We start from the raw sequence: 18,206 nt of genomic DNA on the forward strand, positions 1-18,206 counted from the left end.
CGGTGAACGTTGCCTCAGCAATATCAACTACCAACTATCAACTACCAACTGTCAACTGCTCAATCCTCTGCTCCCACAGGCAATGCTACAAAAAACGTAGTACCAACGCCTTCCTCGGTTTGGAACCAGATGCGGCCGCCGGCCTGTTCTACAATGCCTTTACACATGGCCAGACCCAGCCCGGTGCCGGAAGATTTGGTGGTAAAATTGGGCGTAAAAATCTTTTGCTGCATATCGGCGGCAATGCCTTCGCCGTTGTCCCTTACCTGCACTTCAATGCCCTCATCGGTGCGTACTTCAACCAGTTCAACTAAGCAAATATCGGCGCTGCCACAGGCTTCCACGGCATTGGTCAGCAGGTTGGTAAACAGGCGGTTGATATGGGTTTTATCAGCACTGATCCAAACCGGGCCAGCCACTGGTTGCCACTGCAATTCCACCTTTGGATTCGATTCAAACAAATGCGTCAATCCATCCAGCACGTCGTGCAAATCAAACAATTCCACCTGCGCATGGCCAATGTTGGCAAACCTCGAAAAGTCGGCAGCAATTTTTGACAGGTGATCGATCTGCTCCACCAGCGTATTGGCCACGCGGGTAGTAAGATCCTGCACATTGGGGTGCCCTGCAGATATTGCTTTTTGCAGATACTGGATGCTCAGTTTCATCGGCGTCAGCGGGTTCTTGATCTCGTGGGCCACCTGCCGCGCCATTTCACGCCACGCACCTTCCCGTTCGCTGCGGGCCAGCGCTTCGGCCGAGGCCTCCAATTGGTGCACCATTTTATTGTACTGCGTTACCAGTTCACCAATTTCGTCTTTGCGGTTCCATTCAATTTCTTCATTGGTTTTGCCCAGCGTAATGGCTTTCATTTTTTCACCAATTACGGAGAACGACCGCGAAATACGGTTGGTGATGAACAGCGCAATGACACCGGCAATTAAAAAGATAAATGCATTGAGGTTAATGATGGTGACGAGGAAGTTGGAAATCTCCCTTTTGAGATCAAGCTGCGAACCGAAATAAGGAATATTGAGATAGCCTTGTACCACGCCAAACCTGGGCTCCTGCACCGCGGTGTACAGGCTCAGGTAATTGAGGGTGCCAATGGTTTCGCGTTGGGTGTACTGCACCTGTCGCATCCGGCTCATATGGTAATAAGCCATCGGGTCAATTTTTTCGGACAGCAGCCCCTGGCTGTAGATCAAACCAATGGAAGTGAAGCGCAGCCTGCCCTGCACATCAAATAGGTTTACATTCAGCGAATGGACTTGCGCTAGGTCATCCACGATCCGGCTCAGGATGGCGTTGCGTACCGTATCGTTGCCATTTAAAATACTATCCAGCGGCGCCACACCTTTCAGGCGCCGGTCAATTTCATCGCGAATAACAACCGAGGTGCGGCTGACCCGCTCTTCGTTTTCGCGGTTGTATCGTTCCACAAAAAACGTAATGGTAGCCACGCCAATAATGAGAAACGAAAGCAGGCTGATGAAGATAATGGTACCATGAACCTGCGCCCTGATGCTGACTTCCGAAAACAGGTTGACCACCCGCCAGCCATAAATGGCCCGCAGCAAAATGGCAATGAGTTGCAACACGGCAACCATCAACAAAAACGAACAAAACAGGTACGAGAACAACGTAATGCTTTCCAGCCAGGTGTCGCGCTTTTTTGCAATGACCACCATTTTGGTAGTACTTGCTTTATACCACAATTCGTTGTAAGGCCCGTTTTGCCGGTACTCTACGTTGCGCACCGGTTTATCGGCTGCTGTGACGGATGTTTTGAATGAATAAATATTAGACGACTGCCGCAAAATGCCACGGTTGTACACCGCGTATGAATACAGCGGCGAGCCTTCTATATCCTGCCGGTTTTTATTGCTGAATAGCTCCGGCAAAAAGTTGTCGCTGACGTAGCGCTTGGGAATACTGAGGATAAAAAAAGTGCCTAGCAACCCGGCCGAATCCCGCACTTCGCGTTTGGCTAAATACACTACCTGCTCATATTCGGGCTCGTAATAATTAAGGTTGGGAATAGAAGTAACCTTACTGCGCAGCGTGTAGATATTTTCCAGTTCATCATAGGTGCGGCCGTCTTCGTTGTACAGCGGATTTTTTGCCGAATCAAATGCATACAACTGCGTTTTATAAGCCTGCCGGTAAGTGGGGTGAAAGTTATCGATGGCAATACTGTCGCGCAAGTGGCTGTTTACCCGCGGCACCATAAAGCGGTGATAATTTCGGGTAAAAAAGCGTTCATCCATGTACGTTAGTGCAAGGCTCACCGTCCGTTCCTGCGTAGGATCGGTGCGGTTATCGAGGCGCTGGGCAAAGGCCTCCATGTGTGCCCATTGCTTTTCTTTATTTTCCTGTAATATAATTGCAGCCAGCGATGCAGAGAAAATAAAGATCCAGAACAGCACCCCGGCCAGTGTTACTTTGAAATGATTGATAAACGACTGCTGCCGGCTGAAGAAAAAAGTAAACAGGAGCAGCCAGCCCAGCACCGGAATGTGAAAAGACACCGGCGTTTGTCCCGGCAGCAGCGTAAGCCAAACCAGGCCAACAAGCGCCAACGAGAAATAAACAAGATAGTTATGCGGTGCAAACGCAGGCATAATAAACCGGAACAGCACCCGTGAAAAAAAGTAGTAGCCCAGCGACAGCATCGCCAACACCACAAAGCCCACCACTGTGTACCGCGACAAGGAGAAAAAGTCGGTAACCTGGAAAGAGATCTGTGAATCGGCAACCAGCGAACGCACCACGTTGGCCACTTCAAATGTAGCCAGCACCAGCAGCATCAGGGCCGCAGCGCCCACTACATACCGGCGCCAGCCCCGCAGGTAGGGCGGCATCTCTTTATTGGCACCGGTATGCAGCCATGCAAAAATGGAGAGCCAGCAAAAAAAGGTAACGTTGATGAACAGGTCGCCCAGCGATGGATTGAGTGCACTGGACGCGTAAATGCCTGGCCCGAATAAACTGTATTGGTTGAAATTAAAAACACCGGGGAACTGGTAAAAAATAAGCCGGGCCACCAGCAGGCTACCCGATAACAAGGCCACACCCTGCAGCGCACCACGCCGCCTGGCGATGCTGCCTGCCACCAGGTGCAGGTACACCAGCAACAGCACCAGGCTGCCCAAACGCAGGTAAAAAGTAATGCCGTCGGTTTCGGCCTCCGGCGTAAACGCTTTGCGGGCAAGGTAAAAAAGCGTTTGACCGCCTTTGGTTTTTACCGGGAACTCCGTGGGCTCCGGCGCCACTTCAAACTTGGTGTGGGTTTCTTTGTCGTGTGCAAAATGGTTGACGAGGTAATCGGATTGTACGTTGTATTTGTACTGCACCAGTATCAGTACATAGGCCTGCACCTTGTACGCCAGGCCCGGCAGTACCAGCTGTTTTTTCTGCACCAGGTAATGCCCGTTGGCAAGCCGGTACATGCCGGTGCTTTCCACCATCGCCAGGTTGGGCGATGCAGGCGTAATATCCTGTGTATTCCAAAACAACAACTCCTGCCCCGACGGAACATCGGCATAAAAAAACACGGCAAAGGGCAAGCGCTGCAGGCGCTCCATGTCTTTTTGCGTTTCCGCCTTTTGCGCCAGCCGGCGCACTAATGGCGTATCGGCCAATAGGCGGCCAAATGCCACCTGCTGTCGCTCCAGGTAGTGCTCCAGCTTTTTCTGTTCCAGGTTGGCAGGCGGCTTGCTCCGGAAATAAGTGCCGGAAATAAATGAAAGCACAAACAGCAGCAGCGCTGCCCAAAGCAGGTAGCGCTTAGGCGTGGTGGCCATAAAAGGCTGGTGGGCGGGGGTCAATCTTTTTGGTGTTTGATCTCGTTCCAGATGGCATCCATTTCTCCGAGGGTCATTTCCGCCAGTTGTTTGCCATTGCTTGCGGCATGGGCTTCCATGCCGGTAAACCGGTGGATGAATTTCTTATTGGTGACTTCGAGGGCATTTTCGGCGTCCACTTGCAAAAACCGTGCAAAGTTTACCAGCGAAAAAAGCAGGTCGCCGTACTCTTCTTCAATCTTTTTCGGGTCGCCTTCGGCGATGGCTTCGTGCAGTTCGCTTTCTTCCTCTTTTACTTTTTCCCACACCTGCTCCTTGGTTTCCCATTCAAAACCCACCTGCTTTGCTTTTTCCTGCAGGCGCATGGCTTTGATGAGTGCAGGCAAACCTTTGGGCACACCGGCCAGCACTGATTTTTTCCCTTCTTTTAACTTGATCTGCTCCCAGTTGCGCTTTACATCTTCCGCATCGGTTACCTGCACATCGCCATAAATATGCGGATGGCGTGCAATCAATTTTTCGCAAATGCCATTGATCACATCATCGAGGGTAAACTGGCCCTGCTCCGTACCAATTTTGCTATAAAAAAGCAGGTGTAGCATCAGGTCGCCCAGTTCTTCTTTGATGCCCTGCCAGTCCGATTCGGTGATGGCATCGGTCAGTTCGTAAGTTTCTTCCAGCGTCATTTGCCGTAGGGTGTGTATGGTTTGTTTGCGGTCCCACGGACAACCCTCCCGCAGTTCGTTCATGATCTGTACCAGCCGTTCAAAAGTTCCGCTTTGTGTGTGCATAGGTTAAATTGTAAATGCCGAATAAATAATGAATGCCAAAGCCAGCAGCGACACCACAATGGTGGCCAAAAAATTAAGCACCACGTATTTCGCTACGGTGCGGCCCCAGCCCTGCCCATAAAAACGCTTCATGGCAAACAGCAGGTGCACCGGCCAGGCCAGTGACAGCAGTGTAAACAACCAGGAAAATATTCGCCAGCCCGATTTTTCTTCAAGCCCGTTTACACCAAACATTATAAGGAGCAAAATAAAGCTGAACACATAGTGATACAGCGTAAACACCGCGTGGTCGAAATAAAACAGGGATTTGTTGCGGCGGTAAAGCAGTTTTAAAATGCCTGCAAAAAACGGCAGCGACAAGAATAAAAGGTAAGGAAACAGGTGCAGTAGTTTGTCCACGAAATTTTGCACCATAGCTTCGGTATCGCCACCAAACTGCTGTTTGTAGCGTTTCCAGCGGCCGTCCAAGCCTTTGTTGAACGAAACAGATTCGGCACCGGGGCCAATGCGGATGATGGAGCTGTCTTTGCGGGCTGCAAATACTTTTCCATCCATTTCCCATTTAATTGGGTAGATCGAATCGTAAGGAACAAAACCACTCGTCATATCGGTTACTACAATGTAGCTGGAGTCCATCAACACACGCAGGGGCTGCAGGCCAGTATCGGCCAGGGTGGTGCCCTGCGCCAGGTATTTACTGGCGTAATCAAAACGCTCCACTTTAGACAATTCATTTTGCCCGGTAAAATTTCCAAGGTTGCCGGGTTTAGCGAAAGCAAAAAACAAAAGGAAGAAAACCGCCGACGTAAAAAGATACATCCGGACCGGATCGAGGTAGGCAACGCGCCGCCCCTGCATGTATTGCGCAGGCACAAAACCCGGTCGAAACAGCAGGTAGCGCAGGGTATCGAAAAACTTTCCATCAAAATGAAAAATGTCGAAAATAAAATGCTGCACCAGTGCAAAAAAGGGCATGTGGCTGGGCACGTTTTCTTGGCCGCAGTGCTGGCAATAGCGGCCGGCAACGGTGGTTCCACAATTCAGGCAGTTCTTTTCGGTGCGTTCGGGATGGTGCGACACTTGAGAATTCTTTTGTTAAAAATAAAGCCATTTACCACACTTAACAGGAAGCCTTCAATATAGCGGCGGCTATTGGTTAAATTTGCCGTCGAAATTTTTACCGGATGAAAGCGTTGCTTTTTGTTACAGGCATTTTAATGGGCACTTTGGCGCAAGGCCAATATTATTACAAAGATGTGGTGGGCACTGCCGAATCTGCTACCATGCTCCGCTCATACAAACAGGGAAAAGTAGCCCGCGTGGTGCTTTCCTCCTTTGATGCCGATAACACCCGCAACGAAGACCTGGTAGCCGAGCAGCAATTTGATGCAGGCAGCGGCACGCTCAAAACTATTACCCGATCGGGCATGGATGGCAATGCCACGCTGGTGTCTCATTCCGATGCATCGGGCCGGGTGGTAAAAACAGTGGACAGCAGCGAAAACAGCATCAGCACCACTACGTACCAATATGCGGCGGATGGTAATTTGCTCAATGTATTGTCGGTATCAACTGACAAGGCCGGCACTTTTTCGGTGCAGGAAGAGCACCAGTGGCAGTGGGATGGCAACCGCATTACCGGCATGCTGCGGATCCGCAATAAAAAAGACACCACCGTAGTTACATTTAAACACGATGAACAGGGAAATATTATTGAAGAACATGCAGAGCGCAATGGCGTAAAACAGGAACCTGTTTATTATTATTACAACGACAAATCGCAGCTTACCGATATTGTTCGTTTTAACAACAAAGCCAAACGCTTGTTGCCCGAGTATATGTTTGAATACAACGATGCCGGGCAGGTCATTCAGCGCATTACTTTTCCTACCAATAATTCGGAGTACACCATCTGGCGTTACCAGTACAACGACAAAGGCCTGCGCACCAAAGAAGCCATTTACAACAAGCAAAAACAACTGACCGGTAAAGTGGAGTACAGTTACCAGTAAATAAGTTTACTATTTGATTGTAGTAAATAAAATATGGCGCTGACAACTTTCCATTTGTTGTCAGCGCCATCTTGTCCTGCGTTTTATTTAATTAAAAAACACAGCGAAGATTTGTTATTACTCTTTCCTATCAACCGAAAATTGCAAGCCTCGAAACAGGCACCGAAGAAGATGTAAACTTTCCATTAAGGCCGGTTATCCACAGGCCCTATTACTTTATGAACATATTGGCTAAAGCCGGGCTTCAAGCGGCTTGCAGCCCTTTTTCGGGCATAATTTTTAATACACATACTGTGTACAAATTATTTATTATTTGTACCCAACAACAAACTAACTTACTGCAACAGGTTCGTCGAAAACCAACCCGATAGCAGGAGTACCCACCCGGGCTTAAGCCGGAATTTAGAACATTAAACCCTTGTGCATTGAGAGACACAATCATTAACCTGGAAACCGTTAACCCTATAGAGTTCTTTGGCGTAAATAATGGCAAGCTGGATATTTTGAAAAAGAAATTTCCCCTGCTCAAAATTCTTTCCCGCGGCACCCAAATCAAATTGAGCGGTGCGCCGGAGCAGGTGGAAGGCGCCAAAGAAAAAATAGACCTCATTGTTCAATACCTCGAACGGAACGGTCACATGAGCGAAAATTATTTTGAACAAATCCTGGGCGGCGATGATGCCGAAACCGTTGACAACTTTGTGGAGCGCCACCCTGCCGACGTGCTGGTATTTGGTCCGAACGGAAAAACGGTACGTGCCCGCACTGCCAACCAAAAGCGGCTGGTAACGGCCTCCGAAAAAAACGACGTGGTATTTGCCATCGGGCCGGCCGGTACGGGTAAAACCTACACCGCAGTGGCCATGGCCGTACGGGCCCTGAAAAACAAGGTGGTCAAAAAGATCATCCTCACCCGCCCCGCGGTGGAAGCCGGCGAAAGCCTTGGCTTTTTGCCGGGCGACCTGAAGGAAAAGATCGATCCATACCTGCGGCCGTTGTACGATGCGCTGGACGACATGATCCCTGCCGATAAACTGGGATATTACATGAGCACCCGCACCATCGAAATTGCGCCGCTGGCTTATATGCGTGGCCGTACGCTGGACAATTGTTTCATTATTTTGGACGAAGCGCAGAACGCCACCGACCTGCAGCTGAAGATGTTTTTAACCCGTATTGGCGCCAACGCCAAGGCCATCATCACCGGCGATCTGACGCAGGTGGATCTGCCGCGCAACCAGCGCAGTGGTTTGGCCAAGGCAAGCCGCATTTTACGCAACATCGACGGCATTGGCTACATTGAGCTGGACGAAGAAGACGTGGTACGCCACCGCCTGGTGAAAGCCATCCTGAAAGCATACGATAAGGAAGGCCAGCGCGAATCGGAGATTGAAGAACAGGAAAAGGCAGAACGCCGCCAGTACTTTCGCAAGGACCGCGACGGCGACCACCGGTAATCAGTAATAATTCGGCGTTCCCCAATTATTGATTGGCGGAGACAGCAACTATTCATTTTCTTTGCAGGAATGAAAAGCATCACAAAGGGCTTTTTGTTCCTGCTTTTTTTTGCGGCCTGCAACAGCGCCCCAGATCGCAGCGACACAACCCAGACATCCGAAAACGAAGTAGACGCCGCCCGCAATTTTATTCGCCTGGCACTTGATGGCCGCTGGCGTGATGCCCGTGAGCTGGTGGTGGCCGATACGCTGAACTCGGGGTACCTCGATATTGCGGAGCAAAACTATACCCAACGCCTCGACCTGGCCACCCGCAACGGCTACCGCGGCGCTTCCATCATTATTCATTCGGTTAACGAAGTATCGGACAGCGTAAGCGTGGTGCATTATTCCAACTCGTACAAAAAGCAGGAAGACTCGGTGAAAGTAGTGCGCAGCGGCGACCGCTGGCTTGTGGATCTGAAGTATTCCTTTCCGGCCACCAAAGCGGTTAACTAATGAAACCCTGGCTACTGGTGGCGGCAGGTGGCGCAGCAGGCAGTGTATTGCGCTACGCAGTACAACGGCTACTGCCGGCCTATTCATTTCCTTACAATACCTTTGCCGTTAACCTGGCGGGCTGCCTGCTTATTGGCATCCTGTGGGGTTTACTGCTCAAGGGCAGCCTAGGTAACGACGGCCGCCTGTTGCTGATGACGGGGCTGTGCGGTGGATTTACCACCTTTTCGGCCTTTAGCCTCGAAAGCCTGCAACTGCTGCAGCAGGGGCGCATGGTACAGTTCTTTTTTTACGTGGTGCTGAGCGTGGCCCTGGGCCTGTTGGCAACACTTATCGGTTATAAACTTTTACATTAAATGGAAATCATCAACAAATCCACTACCGTACTTCACCCCTGGCATGGCGCCAACCACGGCGACCGGGCACCCCAGATCGTAACCGCGTTGATCGAAATTTCGCAGGGATCGCGTACCAAGTACGAGATTGACAAAGAAACAGGACTGTTGAAACTGGACCGTGTTATCTATTCTTCTTTTCACTACCCTGCCAACTATGGGTTTATACCCCAAACCCTTGGCCTGGACGGCGATCCGCTCGATATCATGATCATGTGCTCGCAAAGCATTCAGCCGCTGTGCCTGGTGGAAGCCAAAGTAATTGGCAACATGCAAATGATTGACAACGGCGAGGAAGACGACAAGATCATTGCTGTGGCCCTGCACGATCCTTCCGTAAACCACATCAACAGCATTGACGAACTGCCCCGCCACTTCTTCAACGAGCTGAAACACTTTTTTGAAGAATACAAGGTGCTTGAAAATAAGGAAGTGCGCATCGATAACTTCCTGAGCCGCGAAGAAGCGTACGAAGTGGTGAACAGTGCCGTTGACCTGTACAAAGAAAAATTCGGGTCGCATTAAAACCACGCCAGAAAGTTCGGGGTTGCATTGCCCCGGACTTTTTGTTTAACAAGCACCGCCTGCACCATGCCATTGAACACGAACAGTAATAAAATGAATGCAGAATTGATCTTACTCCTGGCGCTGATTGGTTTGGCAGCCGGCATGCTCAGCGGACTTATTGGCGTGGGTGGCGGTATTATTCTGGTGCCAGCGCTGGTGTATTTCCTGGGTTACTCGCAACACCAGGCACAAGGCACATCGCTGGGTGTGCTTACTTTTCCCGTGGTGATCATTGCTTTTTTAAATTATTACCGCGATGGTAAAACATCGGGGCACCCAGTGGATATAAAAGTGATCCTGCTGCTGGCCGCAGGCTTTGTGGTGGGCGGTTTTTTTGGGAGTAAAATAGCGTTTAAAATAGACCAGGAGTTATTGAAAAAAATATTTGCAGTGATCCTTTTTTACACTGCATTTACCATGTTGAAATGGGACAGGGCCATTATTAATTTGTTCCGGTAGTCACCGTTTATTTTTATTTTTTATTAAAACAAAATTGCATGCATTTGTTACCAATGCATGTTCCATCTTTTTTATCATTATTACTTTTTTGCTTGTGCACTTTTATCATCGTTGCATCTAAGCATGTAAACCAGCCCTGCCGGTGAAGCGTACACCTTATCCCGATATGACCGATGCACAACTGCTCGACCGCTTTTATGAAAGTGGCGACCAGTACTGGCTGGGCATACTGCTGGACCGATACACGCTGCTGCTGTTGGGTGTGTGCATGAAGTATTTGAAAAATGCAGAAGAGGCCCGCGATTGTGTGCAACAGATTTTTTTAAAAGTACTCACCGAAGCAGGCAAATACCGTGTTGATTATTTTAAGTCGTGGCTGTACATGGTGGCCAAAAACGAATGCCTGATGCGGCTGCGCAGCAAGCAGGGCAAACAACACAAAGAACTGGATGAATCGTTCAGTGCCATGCCGCAGGAAGGTGAACCAACCGACTGGCTGGCGCAGGAAAAAACACTGAAGCTGCTCGAAGAATCCATCAATGAACTGGCTGCGGAGCAGCGCACTGCCGTATCTTTATTTTACCTGCAAAAAAAGAGTTACCAGCAGATCAGCGAGGCCACAGGCTACACTACCTTGCAGGTGAAAAGTTATATTCAAAACGGTAAACGCAACCTGCGGCTGATGCTGGAACGTAAACTAAAAAAAGACCGAACCTCCTGATGCCGGACAACCTGAAAGACATATGGAACCATTTGCCCGAGGGTGTTAGTGAGGAAACGCTGATGCGCTACCTGCAGGGGCAGCTTTCGGCCGAGCAACAACACAAGGTGGAAAAGCAGTTGCAGCAATCCGATTTTGAAGCCGATGCAGTGGAAGGCCTGCAGCAACTGGAAGACACTGGGCAGCTTCAGTCGATGGTGTACCAGTTGCAGCAAGACCTGAAAAAACGCACCGCGAAAAAGAAAGCGCTCCGCGAAAAACTGCGCATCAACGAGCAACCCGTTTTGTGGATCTCTATTTTACTGCTGTTGCTTTTAGTAGTGATTAGCTACCTGATCATTCACCGGCTACACCAAGGATAAAAGTTTAAAATTCAAAAGGCAAAAGTCAAAACCAGGTCTTGCGGTGTTGCGTATTACTTCAATACCAGCATGAACGAATTTTGACTTTTGCCTTTTGAATTTTACTATCTACTTCACCAAATACCGCACGCCAACAAACGCCCTGATGCCCTGGTTGGGTGCATACACATAGGATGGATCAAACGTAAGCCCGTAGGGGTTTTCAGAATTGCGCTGCACAGCGCCATCAGCATTGTAAGCTACACTTTTATCAAAAGGATCGTTGGCCCGCGCAATCAAAAACGGCAGGTTGCGTGATGGTGTCCAGTTCAATAAATTTTTTACACCACCAAACATTTCCCACCGCTCCGAAAACCATTTGGTTACCTGTATGTTTTGCAGGCTCCACACAGGGCTGTACGCCGGCCTTGGGTCGGCCGGGCCAGCCAGCGGCAACCGCATTTTCCCATACACATTACCGGTATAATCGAATGTAAGGCCAGCTTTTGGAACAGAGTAGGTCAACGTCCACGTACCGCTCCACCGTTCAGCCAGCACCGGCCATATTTTGTGCAACTTGTCGGCCGCATCCCTTTCCAGTCGGGCAATATCCTGCACCGTCATACCCACCATTCCTTTCAGGCGCTGGTGCAGGTTGATGTTGACATTTGCCGACACGCCCCTGCTGATGGCATGGCCGGGCAGGTTGGCGTAAATGATCTTGTTCGGGTCGGTATCATAATCGGGCAGGATCTGGTTGCGGAAATACGAATACCAAGCCGAGACTTCCATGTCGGCGGCTTTGGAGCCGGTGCGCAGCGGAAAGGCATAATTCAGGTTGATGTTCATGCTTTGCTCGGGCCGCAGCGCTTCCTTTATTTCCACCGTGCGGGCACCGGTAAGGGCCGCATGTTCTTCGGTAAATAGATTAACCACCCTGAAACCAGTGCCGCCATTTAAGCGCAACACCGACCGGTCGGTAGTATTCCATTTTATTGCAAAACGCGGTGTAAAAATGGAGCCGTGTACCGGGTGCCGGTCGTAGCGCAAACCCAGCAGCAAGGACTGTTTATCGTTGCGGCTCCATTCATTTTGTACAAAAATTCCAGGCAGCAAATATTGGTCGGGGCGGTTGCCTTTGCTAGCCGTGTCGTAAGTCGCAGTTGAATTATCGTCGTAATAATTATAGCGTGTGGCCAGGCCTGCCAAAAAGCTATGATTTTTGGCCAAGGTTTTGTTCCAAATAAGTTGCCCGAACACAATCCGCTGGTCGCCATTGTAAGGCGTAACACCATAAAACGATCGTTGCTGGTGACCAGTTGCCGAAACCTGCAGTAATAGTTTTTCGGTTGTGGGTAACTGGTAGTTGCCAATCAATTCCCACCGGTTTGTTTTGATTGCTTCACCATAAACGCTGTCGCCGCCGGCAAATTTTGGTTGCCATTCCATTTGCCCGCCCCAGCGGTCTTCAAAAAAGTAGCGTGCTGCCAGCGATGCCGCTCTTTGCCCTTTACGTGCAAAGCTCCATTTATTGAACAGCGAAAAGCGGTGCTGCAAGGCCACATCGGTAAAGCCGTCGCCGTTGGCATCCTTCGGGTTGGCATAGCGGTAATAATGTGCACCCAGTATGGCCGTTTGTTTTCCTGCGGCAAACCGAACGCCCAGGTCGGCATTGTGCTCGGCCCAGGAGGTGGTCATCAATTGCCCGCTAAAGCGCGGTGCTTTTTCCGGCGTTTTGGTAATGATGTTGATGAGGCCGCCCACTGCTTCCGAACCATACAAACCCGAGGCGGGGCCTTTCACCACTTCCACCCTTTCGATCAGTTGCGTGGGAATGCCAAACAAACCATACACCGTGGAAAGCGCACTTACTATGGGCATGCCGTCGATGGTGACCATGGTGTACGGTCCTTCGAGGCCATTGATATGGATATCGCCGGTGTTGCAGATGCTGCAATTGATTTGCGGCCGTACGCCGTTTACCTGCTGCATGCTTTCGAAGATGGAGGGAACCGGATTTTTTTTAAAAAACTGCGGGTGGTACACCTCCACCGCAACCGGGCTGTTGAGGCGGGTTGACATCTTCATGGTGCCGGTAACCACCACGGCATCGAGGGTGGAGCCTTCGGTTTCGAGTTCAATATTTAGCCGTTTGGTTTCGCTGGTATCTATCCTTACTTGTTGCTGAAAAGGCGCAAAGCCCACAGAGCTAACCAAGAGTGGGTGGCGGCCCGGGCTCACTTCCATTGAAAAATTCCCGGCGGTATCAGAAAGCGCCTGATGTGCCCCCCAGCGTATGGTGGCGCCCACCACGGCACGGCTGCTATTACGCAGCACGCCTTCAATATGGGCCGGTTGCGCCAACAACTGCAACGACCCCAATAGGAGCAGCAAAAAGATCTGGCTTCGTTTCATATGCACACAAAAATAGCTACGTCAAATGGTATTCCAAGAACATTTTATTTGGTATACCAAATATTTTTTCGAAAGGTGACTAAACACCTATATCCCGGGCTTTCCGTTTTACTAAAATGCGGCTGTACAATGACATGATAACAAAGCGCCTTACTTTTAGGGCATGGTACATTTTGCCAACTACTCGGAAGAAAACTACCTGAAGGCTTTGTATAAGCTGGAGCAGCGCCAGGTGAAAAAAATAACCAACAGCGCCGTGGCCAAAGCCCTGGACCTGAACCCGGCAACGGTGCTGGAGATGATGCGCAAAATGGAACAGAAAAAACTGGTAGAGTTGCTGCCTGACAAGTCGATAAAGCTGACCGAAAAGGGAAGCAAAAAAGCACTGCGCACCATCAGGCGGCACCGGTTGTGGGAGGTGTTTTTGGTAAAAAAATTGGGCTTTACCTGGAACGAAGTGCACGACCTTGCCGAGCAACTGGAACACATCGATTCGGACGAACTGGTGAACCGGCTGGATGAATACCTGGGTTTTCCGCCGTTTGATCCGCATGGTGATCCGATTCCGGACAAGCTGGGCAAAATAAAAAAACAGGTGGCGGTGCCACTCACCTCCTGCCAGCAAGGCCCTACCTACCAGGTGCAGCATTTTGCCGAAACCAGCGATGCATTTTTACAATACCTGGGACAGGTACAAATTGCGCCGGGCAGCAAAATTAAAATATTGGGTATCAATGCATACGACCAATCGTACAGCTTGCAACTGGGGCGGCGTAGCGTGCAGGTAAGCGAAAAGGCAGCAGCCAACATACTGGTGCAGCCAGCTGATCATTGAGAAAAACAGAGCAATCAAATGGGGCAAAAGGGGCTTTGTTAACATTTAGTTTGCGACGGCGCATTTAACCCCGGCATTATTTTTCCTTCCAATACTCTAAATGATCAACACCATGAAAAAGTTCATTACCCTTTTGATGACAGCAATGGCCGTATCCGGCGCCTTTGCACAATCAGCCGATACGCGGGAAGCCCGCCGCATTTTGTCGGGTGGCAGTTCGCGCAGCTACCCAACCAACGACGGCCGCCTGTACGACAACCGCGGCAATTACCCTACCAACCGGTCGGGCAGCGTGGATGGCATTAACCGGGAATACGACGAAAAGATCCGCTCGATCCGCAACAACCGGAACCTGAGCAACGCCGAAAAGGACCGGATCATCCGCGACCTGGAGAGCCAGCGCCAGCGCCGCCTGCAGGAGGTGAGGGGTGATAACAATCGTCGGTATGATGACCGCCGCAACAACAACCGCCGCTACGACCGCAACGATAAGCAGTACGCAAAAAAACATAAAAACAAAGGACCCAAAGGTAATAATGGCAAGCACCTGGGCTGGCAGAAAGGAAAAGGAAACCCGCACCGTTATGATTAATGCGCTCCAAAATTTTACCGAAGCAATAAAAAAACCGGCTTGTTGTTACAAGCCGGTTTTTTTATTGACGTCCTATAGCGCTTATTTCATTTTAAAAGTCTCGAGAAACTTGGTATTGAAATCGCCTGATCGGAAACGTTCGTCCTGCATCAGTTGCAGGTGAAACGGAATGGTTGTTTTAACGCCTTCAATCACGTATTCGCTCAGCGCCCGGTACATGGTATCAATGGCTTCCTCACGGGTACGGGCAACCGTAATCAGCTTACCGATCATGCTGTCGTAATACGGAGGAATAACATAACCGGCATACACGTGGCTGTCCACCCGCACGCCGTGGCCACCAGGCTGGTGCAGCACGGTGATCTTTCCGGGCGATGGGCGGAAATCGTTGTATGGATCTTCCGCATTGATGCGGCATTCGATGGCGTGGAGTTGCGGCTCATAGTCGCGGCCCGAAATGGCTTCACCCATCGCGATCTTGATCTGTTCTTTGATCAGGTCGTAGTTGATTACTTCTTCAGTTACGCAATGCTCCACCTGGATCCGGGTATTCATTTCCATGAAGTAGAAATTGCGGTGCTTGTCTACCAGGAACTCCACGGTGCCCACGCTTTCGTAGTTGATGGCCTGTGCAGCTTTTTTTGCCGCATCGCCCATCCTTTTGCGCAGGTCGGGGGTCATGAACGGCGATGGCGATTCTTCCACCAGCTTTTGGTGGCGACGCTGAATGGAGCAATCCCGTTCGCTGAGGTGGCACACGGTGCCGTAGCGGTCGCCGGCCACCTGGATTTCGATGTGGCGTGGCTCCTCGATGAACTTTTCCATATAAATGCCGTCGTTTTTAAACGCGGCACCGGCTTCGGCTTTAGCGGTGTTGTAGGCACGCTCCATTTCACCATCGCTCCACACTACCCGCATGCCCTTGCCACCGCCACCGGCAGTAGCTTTCAGGATCACGGGATAACCCATTTCCTTAGCCAGAAAGCGGGCTTCGTCGAGGCTTTGCAGCAGGCCCTGGCTGCCCGGGATAATGGGAACGCCGGCAGCGATCATGGTTTCTTTTGCCGTCATTTTATCCCCCATCTTGGTGATCATTTCGGGGGTAGGCCCAATAAACTTGATGCCGTGGTCGGCGCAGATCTGGGCAAATTTTGCATTCTCCGCCAGGAAGCCATAACCTGGGTGAATGGCATCGGCGTTGGTGATTTCCACCGCAGCCATCAGGTGCGGGATATTGAGGTACGACTCAGAACTTTGGTGTTTGCCAATACATACGGCCTCGTCGGCAAAGCGCACATGCAGGCTGTCGCGGTCGGCAGTGGAGTAAACAGCAACCGTTTTAATACCCATCTCGCGGCAGGTACGAATTACCCGGAGTGCAATCTCACCGCGGTTGGCTATAAGAACTTTTTTGAACATGAAACAAATTTGAAAATTTGAAAATGTGACCTTGTGCATCCGGACTGCCGGCTTACCGCACTCATTTCATTGGTACTGCAAACATAAACACCCGAAGAGCCTTAGGGTGCATGTGGCATGCAGTGTTTGCACAAGGCCCGGAACTTATTTTCGCTTCAATGAATACATCAAAAATTTCGGGCCGATGACCCGATGTAACAGGCAGCAGGCTTAAAGAGCCATGCAGCAATTGTTTTGCAAAAAACCGGAGCAAATGCAAAAATGGCCCTTTTCTATCTGGGGCCATTCTTTTTTACTATTATGCCGGTTCCACCAAAAACAGGGGCTGGTCGTATTCTACCGGAGAGGAATCTTCCACCAGTATCTTCACGATCTTGCCGGAAATTTCGCTTTCAATTTCATTGAACAATTTCATTGCCTCGATGATGCACACCACTTTGCCGGTCGATACTTCATCGCCTACTTCTACAAAGTTGGATTTATCGGGTGATGGGCGACGGTAAAACGTGCCGATCATGGGGCTTTTGATGGTGAGTAGGTTGGATGCTGTTTCGGCTGGTGCAGCGGCGCCGGATGCAGCGGGTGCTGCAATGTCTTGCTGTGCAGGCGCCTGTGGCAAAGCTGCCGGCTGGTATGCAGCTGCAGCCTGGGGCATGGTGGCCATTACCTGCGTAATGTGTTCTTCACGGTTCTTGATCGATATTTTAAAATCTTTCTGCTCAATACTTACTTCACCTAAGTTGGTTTCGCTGACCAGTCTGATCAACTCCTGTATTTGCTTGAAATCCATCTGTTTCAATTTTGTTATTTTTTGTTAAACAGGGCGGCTAAGATACAAAGAACGGCAAAACCACCTTGTAAAAGATTTATGTTTTAGATGTGTGCAGTAGTGACAAAGAAAGCAATCTTTTTATTTGTTGCAACTGACTTTGCAAAGCGGCAACGTGTTGCGCAGCCGCACATTTTTTTACTATAAAAAGAATGCCGCAAAGCCGCGGCCATTAGCAATGAAAATGTGCACCCAACACATGCAAAGAAGTTTACGTGTATGCATCAAGGGAAAAACTAAGGCCTCCCGTGAAGAAGGCCTTATTGATATATTGCGCAACATGTGCATCGAACCGATTGCCTGTTGTTGTAGAAATTGACAGGCTTATTTTACCCGCTCTACGTATTCACCCGACTTGGTGTTTACGCGGATCATTTCGCCTTCGTTTACAAACAGGGGTACCATTACGGTAGCGCCGGTTTCTACGGTGGCTGGCTTCAGGGTGCGGGTAGCGGTATCGCCACGCAGGCCGGGTTCGCTGTAAGTTACCAGCAGTACAATTTTATCGGGCAGCTCCACGCTCATGGGGCTTTCGGTTTCGGTATTAAACAATACAGAAACTTCCTGGCCGTCTTTCAGGAACTGTGGTGCGTCGATCAGTTCTTCGGCAATGGCCACCTGTTCAAAGGTTTCATTGTCCATAAAGTTGTAACCGGTATCGTCTTTATACAAATACTGATAGTCTTTGCGCTCCACCCGAACAGGGTAAATGTTATCGCCGCTGTTCCAGGTTTTTTCGATGCTGCGTTTGTTATCAACGCCGGCCAGCTTTGCCCACACTTTAGCGGCGGCACGTGCCGTTTTGTTTTCGCCAAACTCGATCACCTTGTACAGGCTTCCGTCCAGCTTGATGATCAAACCACGGCTGATGTCTGCTGTTGTTGCCATAAAATAAATACGATTTAAAAATGATGGGTTTTGCCCATTGGGCGGGCAAAGCTAATGCAAATGTGCAAAAACCGGTGCAGGAAAATAGCAGGCGCCAATACTTTGGGCCCGCGGCCTGCCGATGTAGCGTAGCAACAGCCCTCACCCGCAATTGCTTACTTTCGCAGCTCAGCCCAAACCT

Annotated in this window: 17 protein-coding genes; 10 read left to right on the top strand and 7 right to left on the bottom strand. The window is 50.0% G+C overall.

What is annotated here, in order from left to right; all coding sequences use genetic code 11:
- Window positions 1-59: 59 nt before the first annotated feature.
- The 3 genes from EPD17_RS16105 to EPD17_RS16115 are packed head-to-tail and all read right to left on the bottom strand — an operon-like array spanning window position 60 to window position 5,572.
- Window positions 60-3,830 (bottom strand): sensor histidine kinase, encoded by a 3,771-nt coding sequence (locus EPD17_RS16105; protein WP_132055615.1) that lies wholly within the window; start codon window positions 3,828-3,830, stop codon window positions 60-62.
- Entirely contained in the window at window positions 3,827-4,597 is a 771-nt protein-coding gene (gene mazG / locus EPD17_RS16110; protein WP_132055616.1) for a nucleoside triphosphate pyrophosphohydrolase, read from the bottom strand. Before mazG ends, EPD17_RS16105 begins: the two co-directional genes overlap by 4 nt.
- 3 nt (window positions 4,598-4,600) lie before the next feature.
- A complete protein-coding gene (locus EPD17_RS16115; RefSeq protein WP_132055617.1) occupies window positions 4,601-5,572 on the bottom strand; it encodes a DUF3667 domain-containing protein in 972 nt (323 codons plus the stop codon).
- A 209-nt stretch (window positions 5,573-5,781) separates the two neighbouring features.
- Between EPD17_RS16115 and EPD17_RS16120 the strand changes: the two genes are divergently transcribed.
- From EPD17_RS16120 to EPD17_RS16155, 8 genes are all read left to right on the top strand, one after another.
- Window positions 5,782-6,609: an RHS repeat domain-containing protein gene (locus EPD17_RS16120; protein WP_132055618.1), complete on the top strand. Its 828-nt coding sequence runs from the start codon at window positions 5,782-5,784 to the stop codon at window positions 6,607-6,609.
- A gap of 425 nt (window positions 6,610-7,034) precedes the next feature.
- Entirely contained in the window at window positions 7,035-8,066 is a 1,032-nt protein-coding gene (locus EPD17_RS16125) for a PhoH family protein (RefSeq protein ID WP_114236747.1), read from the top strand.
- Between the two features lie 69 nt (window positions 8,067-8,135).
- Window positions 8,136-8,564: a hypothetical protein gene (locus EPD17_RS16130; protein WP_114236748.1), complete on the top strand. Its 429-nt coding sequence runs from the start codon at window positions 8,136-8,138 to the stop codon at window positions 8,562-8,564.
- The gene (gene crcB / locus EPD17_RS16135) at window positions 8,564-8,920 is read left to right on the top strand and encodes a fluoride efflux transporter CrcB (RefSeq protein WP_132055619.1); all 357 of its coding nucleotides are present in this window, start codon (window positions 8,564-8,566) and stop codon (window positions 8,918-8,920) included. The genes EPD17_RS16130 and crcB overlap by 1 nt, the downstream gene beginning before the upstream one ends.
- A complete protein-coding gene (locus tag EPD17_RS16140; protein WP_114236750.1) occupies window positions 8,921-9,484 on the top strand; it encodes an inorganic diphosphatase in 564 nt (187 codons plus the stop codon).
- Between the two features lie 93 nt (window positions 9,485-9,577).
- On the top strand, window positions 9,578-9,985 hold the full coding sequence (locus tag EPD17_RS16145; protein WP_132056318.1) for a sulfite exporter TauE/SafE family protein: 408 nt from the start codon (window positions 9,578-9,580) through the stop codon (window positions 9,983-9,985).
- 142 nt (window positions 9,986-10,127) lie between these two features.
- Window positions 10,128-10,706 (top strand): RNA polymerase sigma factor, encoded by a 579-nt coding sequence (locus tag EPD17_RS16150; RefSeq protein ID WP_240040646.1) that lies wholly within the window; start codon window positions 10,128-10,130, stop codon window positions 10,704-10,706.
- Window positions 10,706-11,068 (top strand): hypothetical protein, encoded by a 363-nt coding sequence (locus EPD17_RS16155; RefSeq protein WP_132055620.1) that lies wholly within the window; start codon window positions 10,706-10,708, stop codon window positions 11,066-11,068. Before EPD17_RS16150 ends, EPD17_RS16155 begins: the two co-directional genes overlap by 1 nt.
- Before the next feature lie 108 nt (window positions 11,069-11,176).
- On the opposite strand, the gene EPD17_RS16160 is transcribed toward EPD17_RS16155, so the two are convergent.
- Entirely contained in the window at window positions 11,177-13,462 is a 2,286-nt protein-coding gene (locus EPD17_RS16160; RefSeq protein ID WP_132055621.1) for a TonB-dependent receptor, read from the bottom strand.
- 163 nt (window positions 13,463-13,625) lie between these two features.
- Here EPD17_RS16160 and EPD17_RS16165 point away from each other — a divergent pair, with 163 nt between their 5' ends.
- Window positions 13,626-14,297 carry a metal-dependent transcriptional regulator gene (locus tag EPD17_RS16165; RefSeq protein ID WP_132055622.1) on the top strand — a complete coding sequence of 224 codons (672 nt, stop codon included), beginning with the start codon at window positions 13,626-13,628 and terminating at the stop codon, window positions 14,295-14,297.
- A 112-nt stretch (window positions 14,298-14,409) separates the two neighbouring features.
- Window positions 14,410-14,889, top strand: a complete 480-nt coding sequence (locus EPD17_RS16170) for a hypothetical protein (RefSeq protein WP_132055623.1) — start codon at window positions 14,410-14,412, stop codon at window positions 14,887-14,889.
- 81 nt (window positions 14,890-14,970) lie between these two features.
- Here the strand turns inward: EPD17_RS16170 and accC are convergent, their stop codons facing one another.
- From accC to efp, 3 genes are all read right to left on the bottom strand, one after another.
- Window positions 14,971-16,308 (bottom strand): acetyl-CoA carboxylase biotin carboxylase subunit, encoded by a 1,338-nt coding sequence (gene accC / locus EPD17_RS16175; RefSeq protein WP_114236756.1) that lies wholly within the window; start codon window positions 16,306-16,308, stop codon window positions 14,971-14,973.
- 298 nt (window positions 16,309-16,606) lie between these two features.
- Window positions 16,607-17,098: an acetyl-CoA carboxylase biotin carboxyl carrier protein gene (accB, locus tag EPD17_RS16180; protein WP_132055624.1), complete on the bottom strand. Its 492-nt coding sequence runs from the start codon at window positions 17,096-17,098 to the stop codon at window positions 16,607-16,609.
- Window positions 17,099-17,461: 363 nt separating this feature from the next.
- Entirely contained in the window at window positions 17,462-18,025 is a 564-nt protein-coding gene (gene efp / locus EPD17_RS16185) for an elongation factor P (RefSeq protein WP_114236758.1), read from the bottom strand.
- Window positions 18,026-18,206 lie beyond the last annotated feature (181 nt).

It is taken from the genome of Pseudocnuella soli (genome assembly GCF_004347775.1).
In the GTDB taxonomy this organism is placed as follows: Bacteria; Bacteroidota; Bacteroidia; order Chitinophagales; family Chitinophagaceae; genus Flavisolibacter; species Flavisolibacter aquaticus.

Bases quoted from the DNA above. Each gene is read 5' to 3' on its own strand.
- mazG (WP_132055616.1), bottom strand. From the start codon at position 4,597: ATGCACACACAAAGCGGAACTTTTGAACGGCTGGTACAGATCATGAAC.
- EPD17_RS16115 (WP_132055617.1), bottom strand. From the start codon at position 5,572: ATGCCCTTTTTTGCACTGGTGCAGCATTTTATTTTCGACATTTTTCAT.
- EPD17_RS16120 (WP_132055618.1), top strand. From the start codon at position 5,782: ATGAAAGCGTTGCTTTTTGTTACAGGCATTTTAATGGGCACTTTGGCG.
- EPD17_RS16130 (WP_114236748.1), top strand. From the start codon at position 8,136: ATGAAAAGCATCACAAAGGGCTTTTTGTTCCTGCTTTTTTTTGCGGCC.
- crcB (WP_132055619.1), top strand. From the start codon at position 8,564: ATGAAACCCTGGCTACTGGTGGCGGCAGGTGGCGCAGCAGGCAGTGTA.
- EPD17_RS16140 (WP_114236750.1), top strand. From the start codon at position 8,921: ATGGAAATCATCAACAAATCCACTACCGTACTTCACCCCTGGCATGGC.
- EPD17_RS16145 (WP_132056318.1), top strand. From the start codon at position 9,578: ATGAATGCAGAATTGATCTTACTCCTGGCGCTGATTGGTTTGGCAGCC.
- EPD17_RS16155 (WP_132055620.1), top strand. From the start codon at position 10,706: ATGCCGGACAACCTGAAAGACATATGGAACCATTTGCCCGAGGGTGTT.
- EPD17_RS16160 (WP_132055621.1), bottom strand. From the start codon at position 13,462: ATGAAACGAAGCCAGATCTTTTTGCTGCTCCTATTGGGGTCGTTGCAG.
- EPD17_RS16165 (WP_132055622.1), top strand. From the start codon at position 13,626: ATGGTACATTTTGCCAACTACTCGGAAGAAAACTACCTGAAGGCTTTG.
- EPD17_RS16170 (WP_132055623.1), top strand. From the start codon at position 14,410: ATGAAAAAGTTCATTACCCTTTTGATGACAGCAATGGCCGTATCCGGC.
- accC (WP_114236756.1), bottom strand. From the start codon at position 16,308: ATGTTCAAAAAAGTTCTTATAGCCAACCGCGGTGAGATTGCACTCCGG.
- accB (WP_132055624.1), bottom strand. From the start codon at position 17,098: ATGGATTTCAAGCAAATACAGGAGTTGATCAGACTGGTCAGCGAAACC.
- efp (WP_114236758.1), bottom strand. From the start codon at position 18,025: ATGGCAACAACAGCAGACATCAGCCGTGGTTTGATCATCAAGCTGGAC.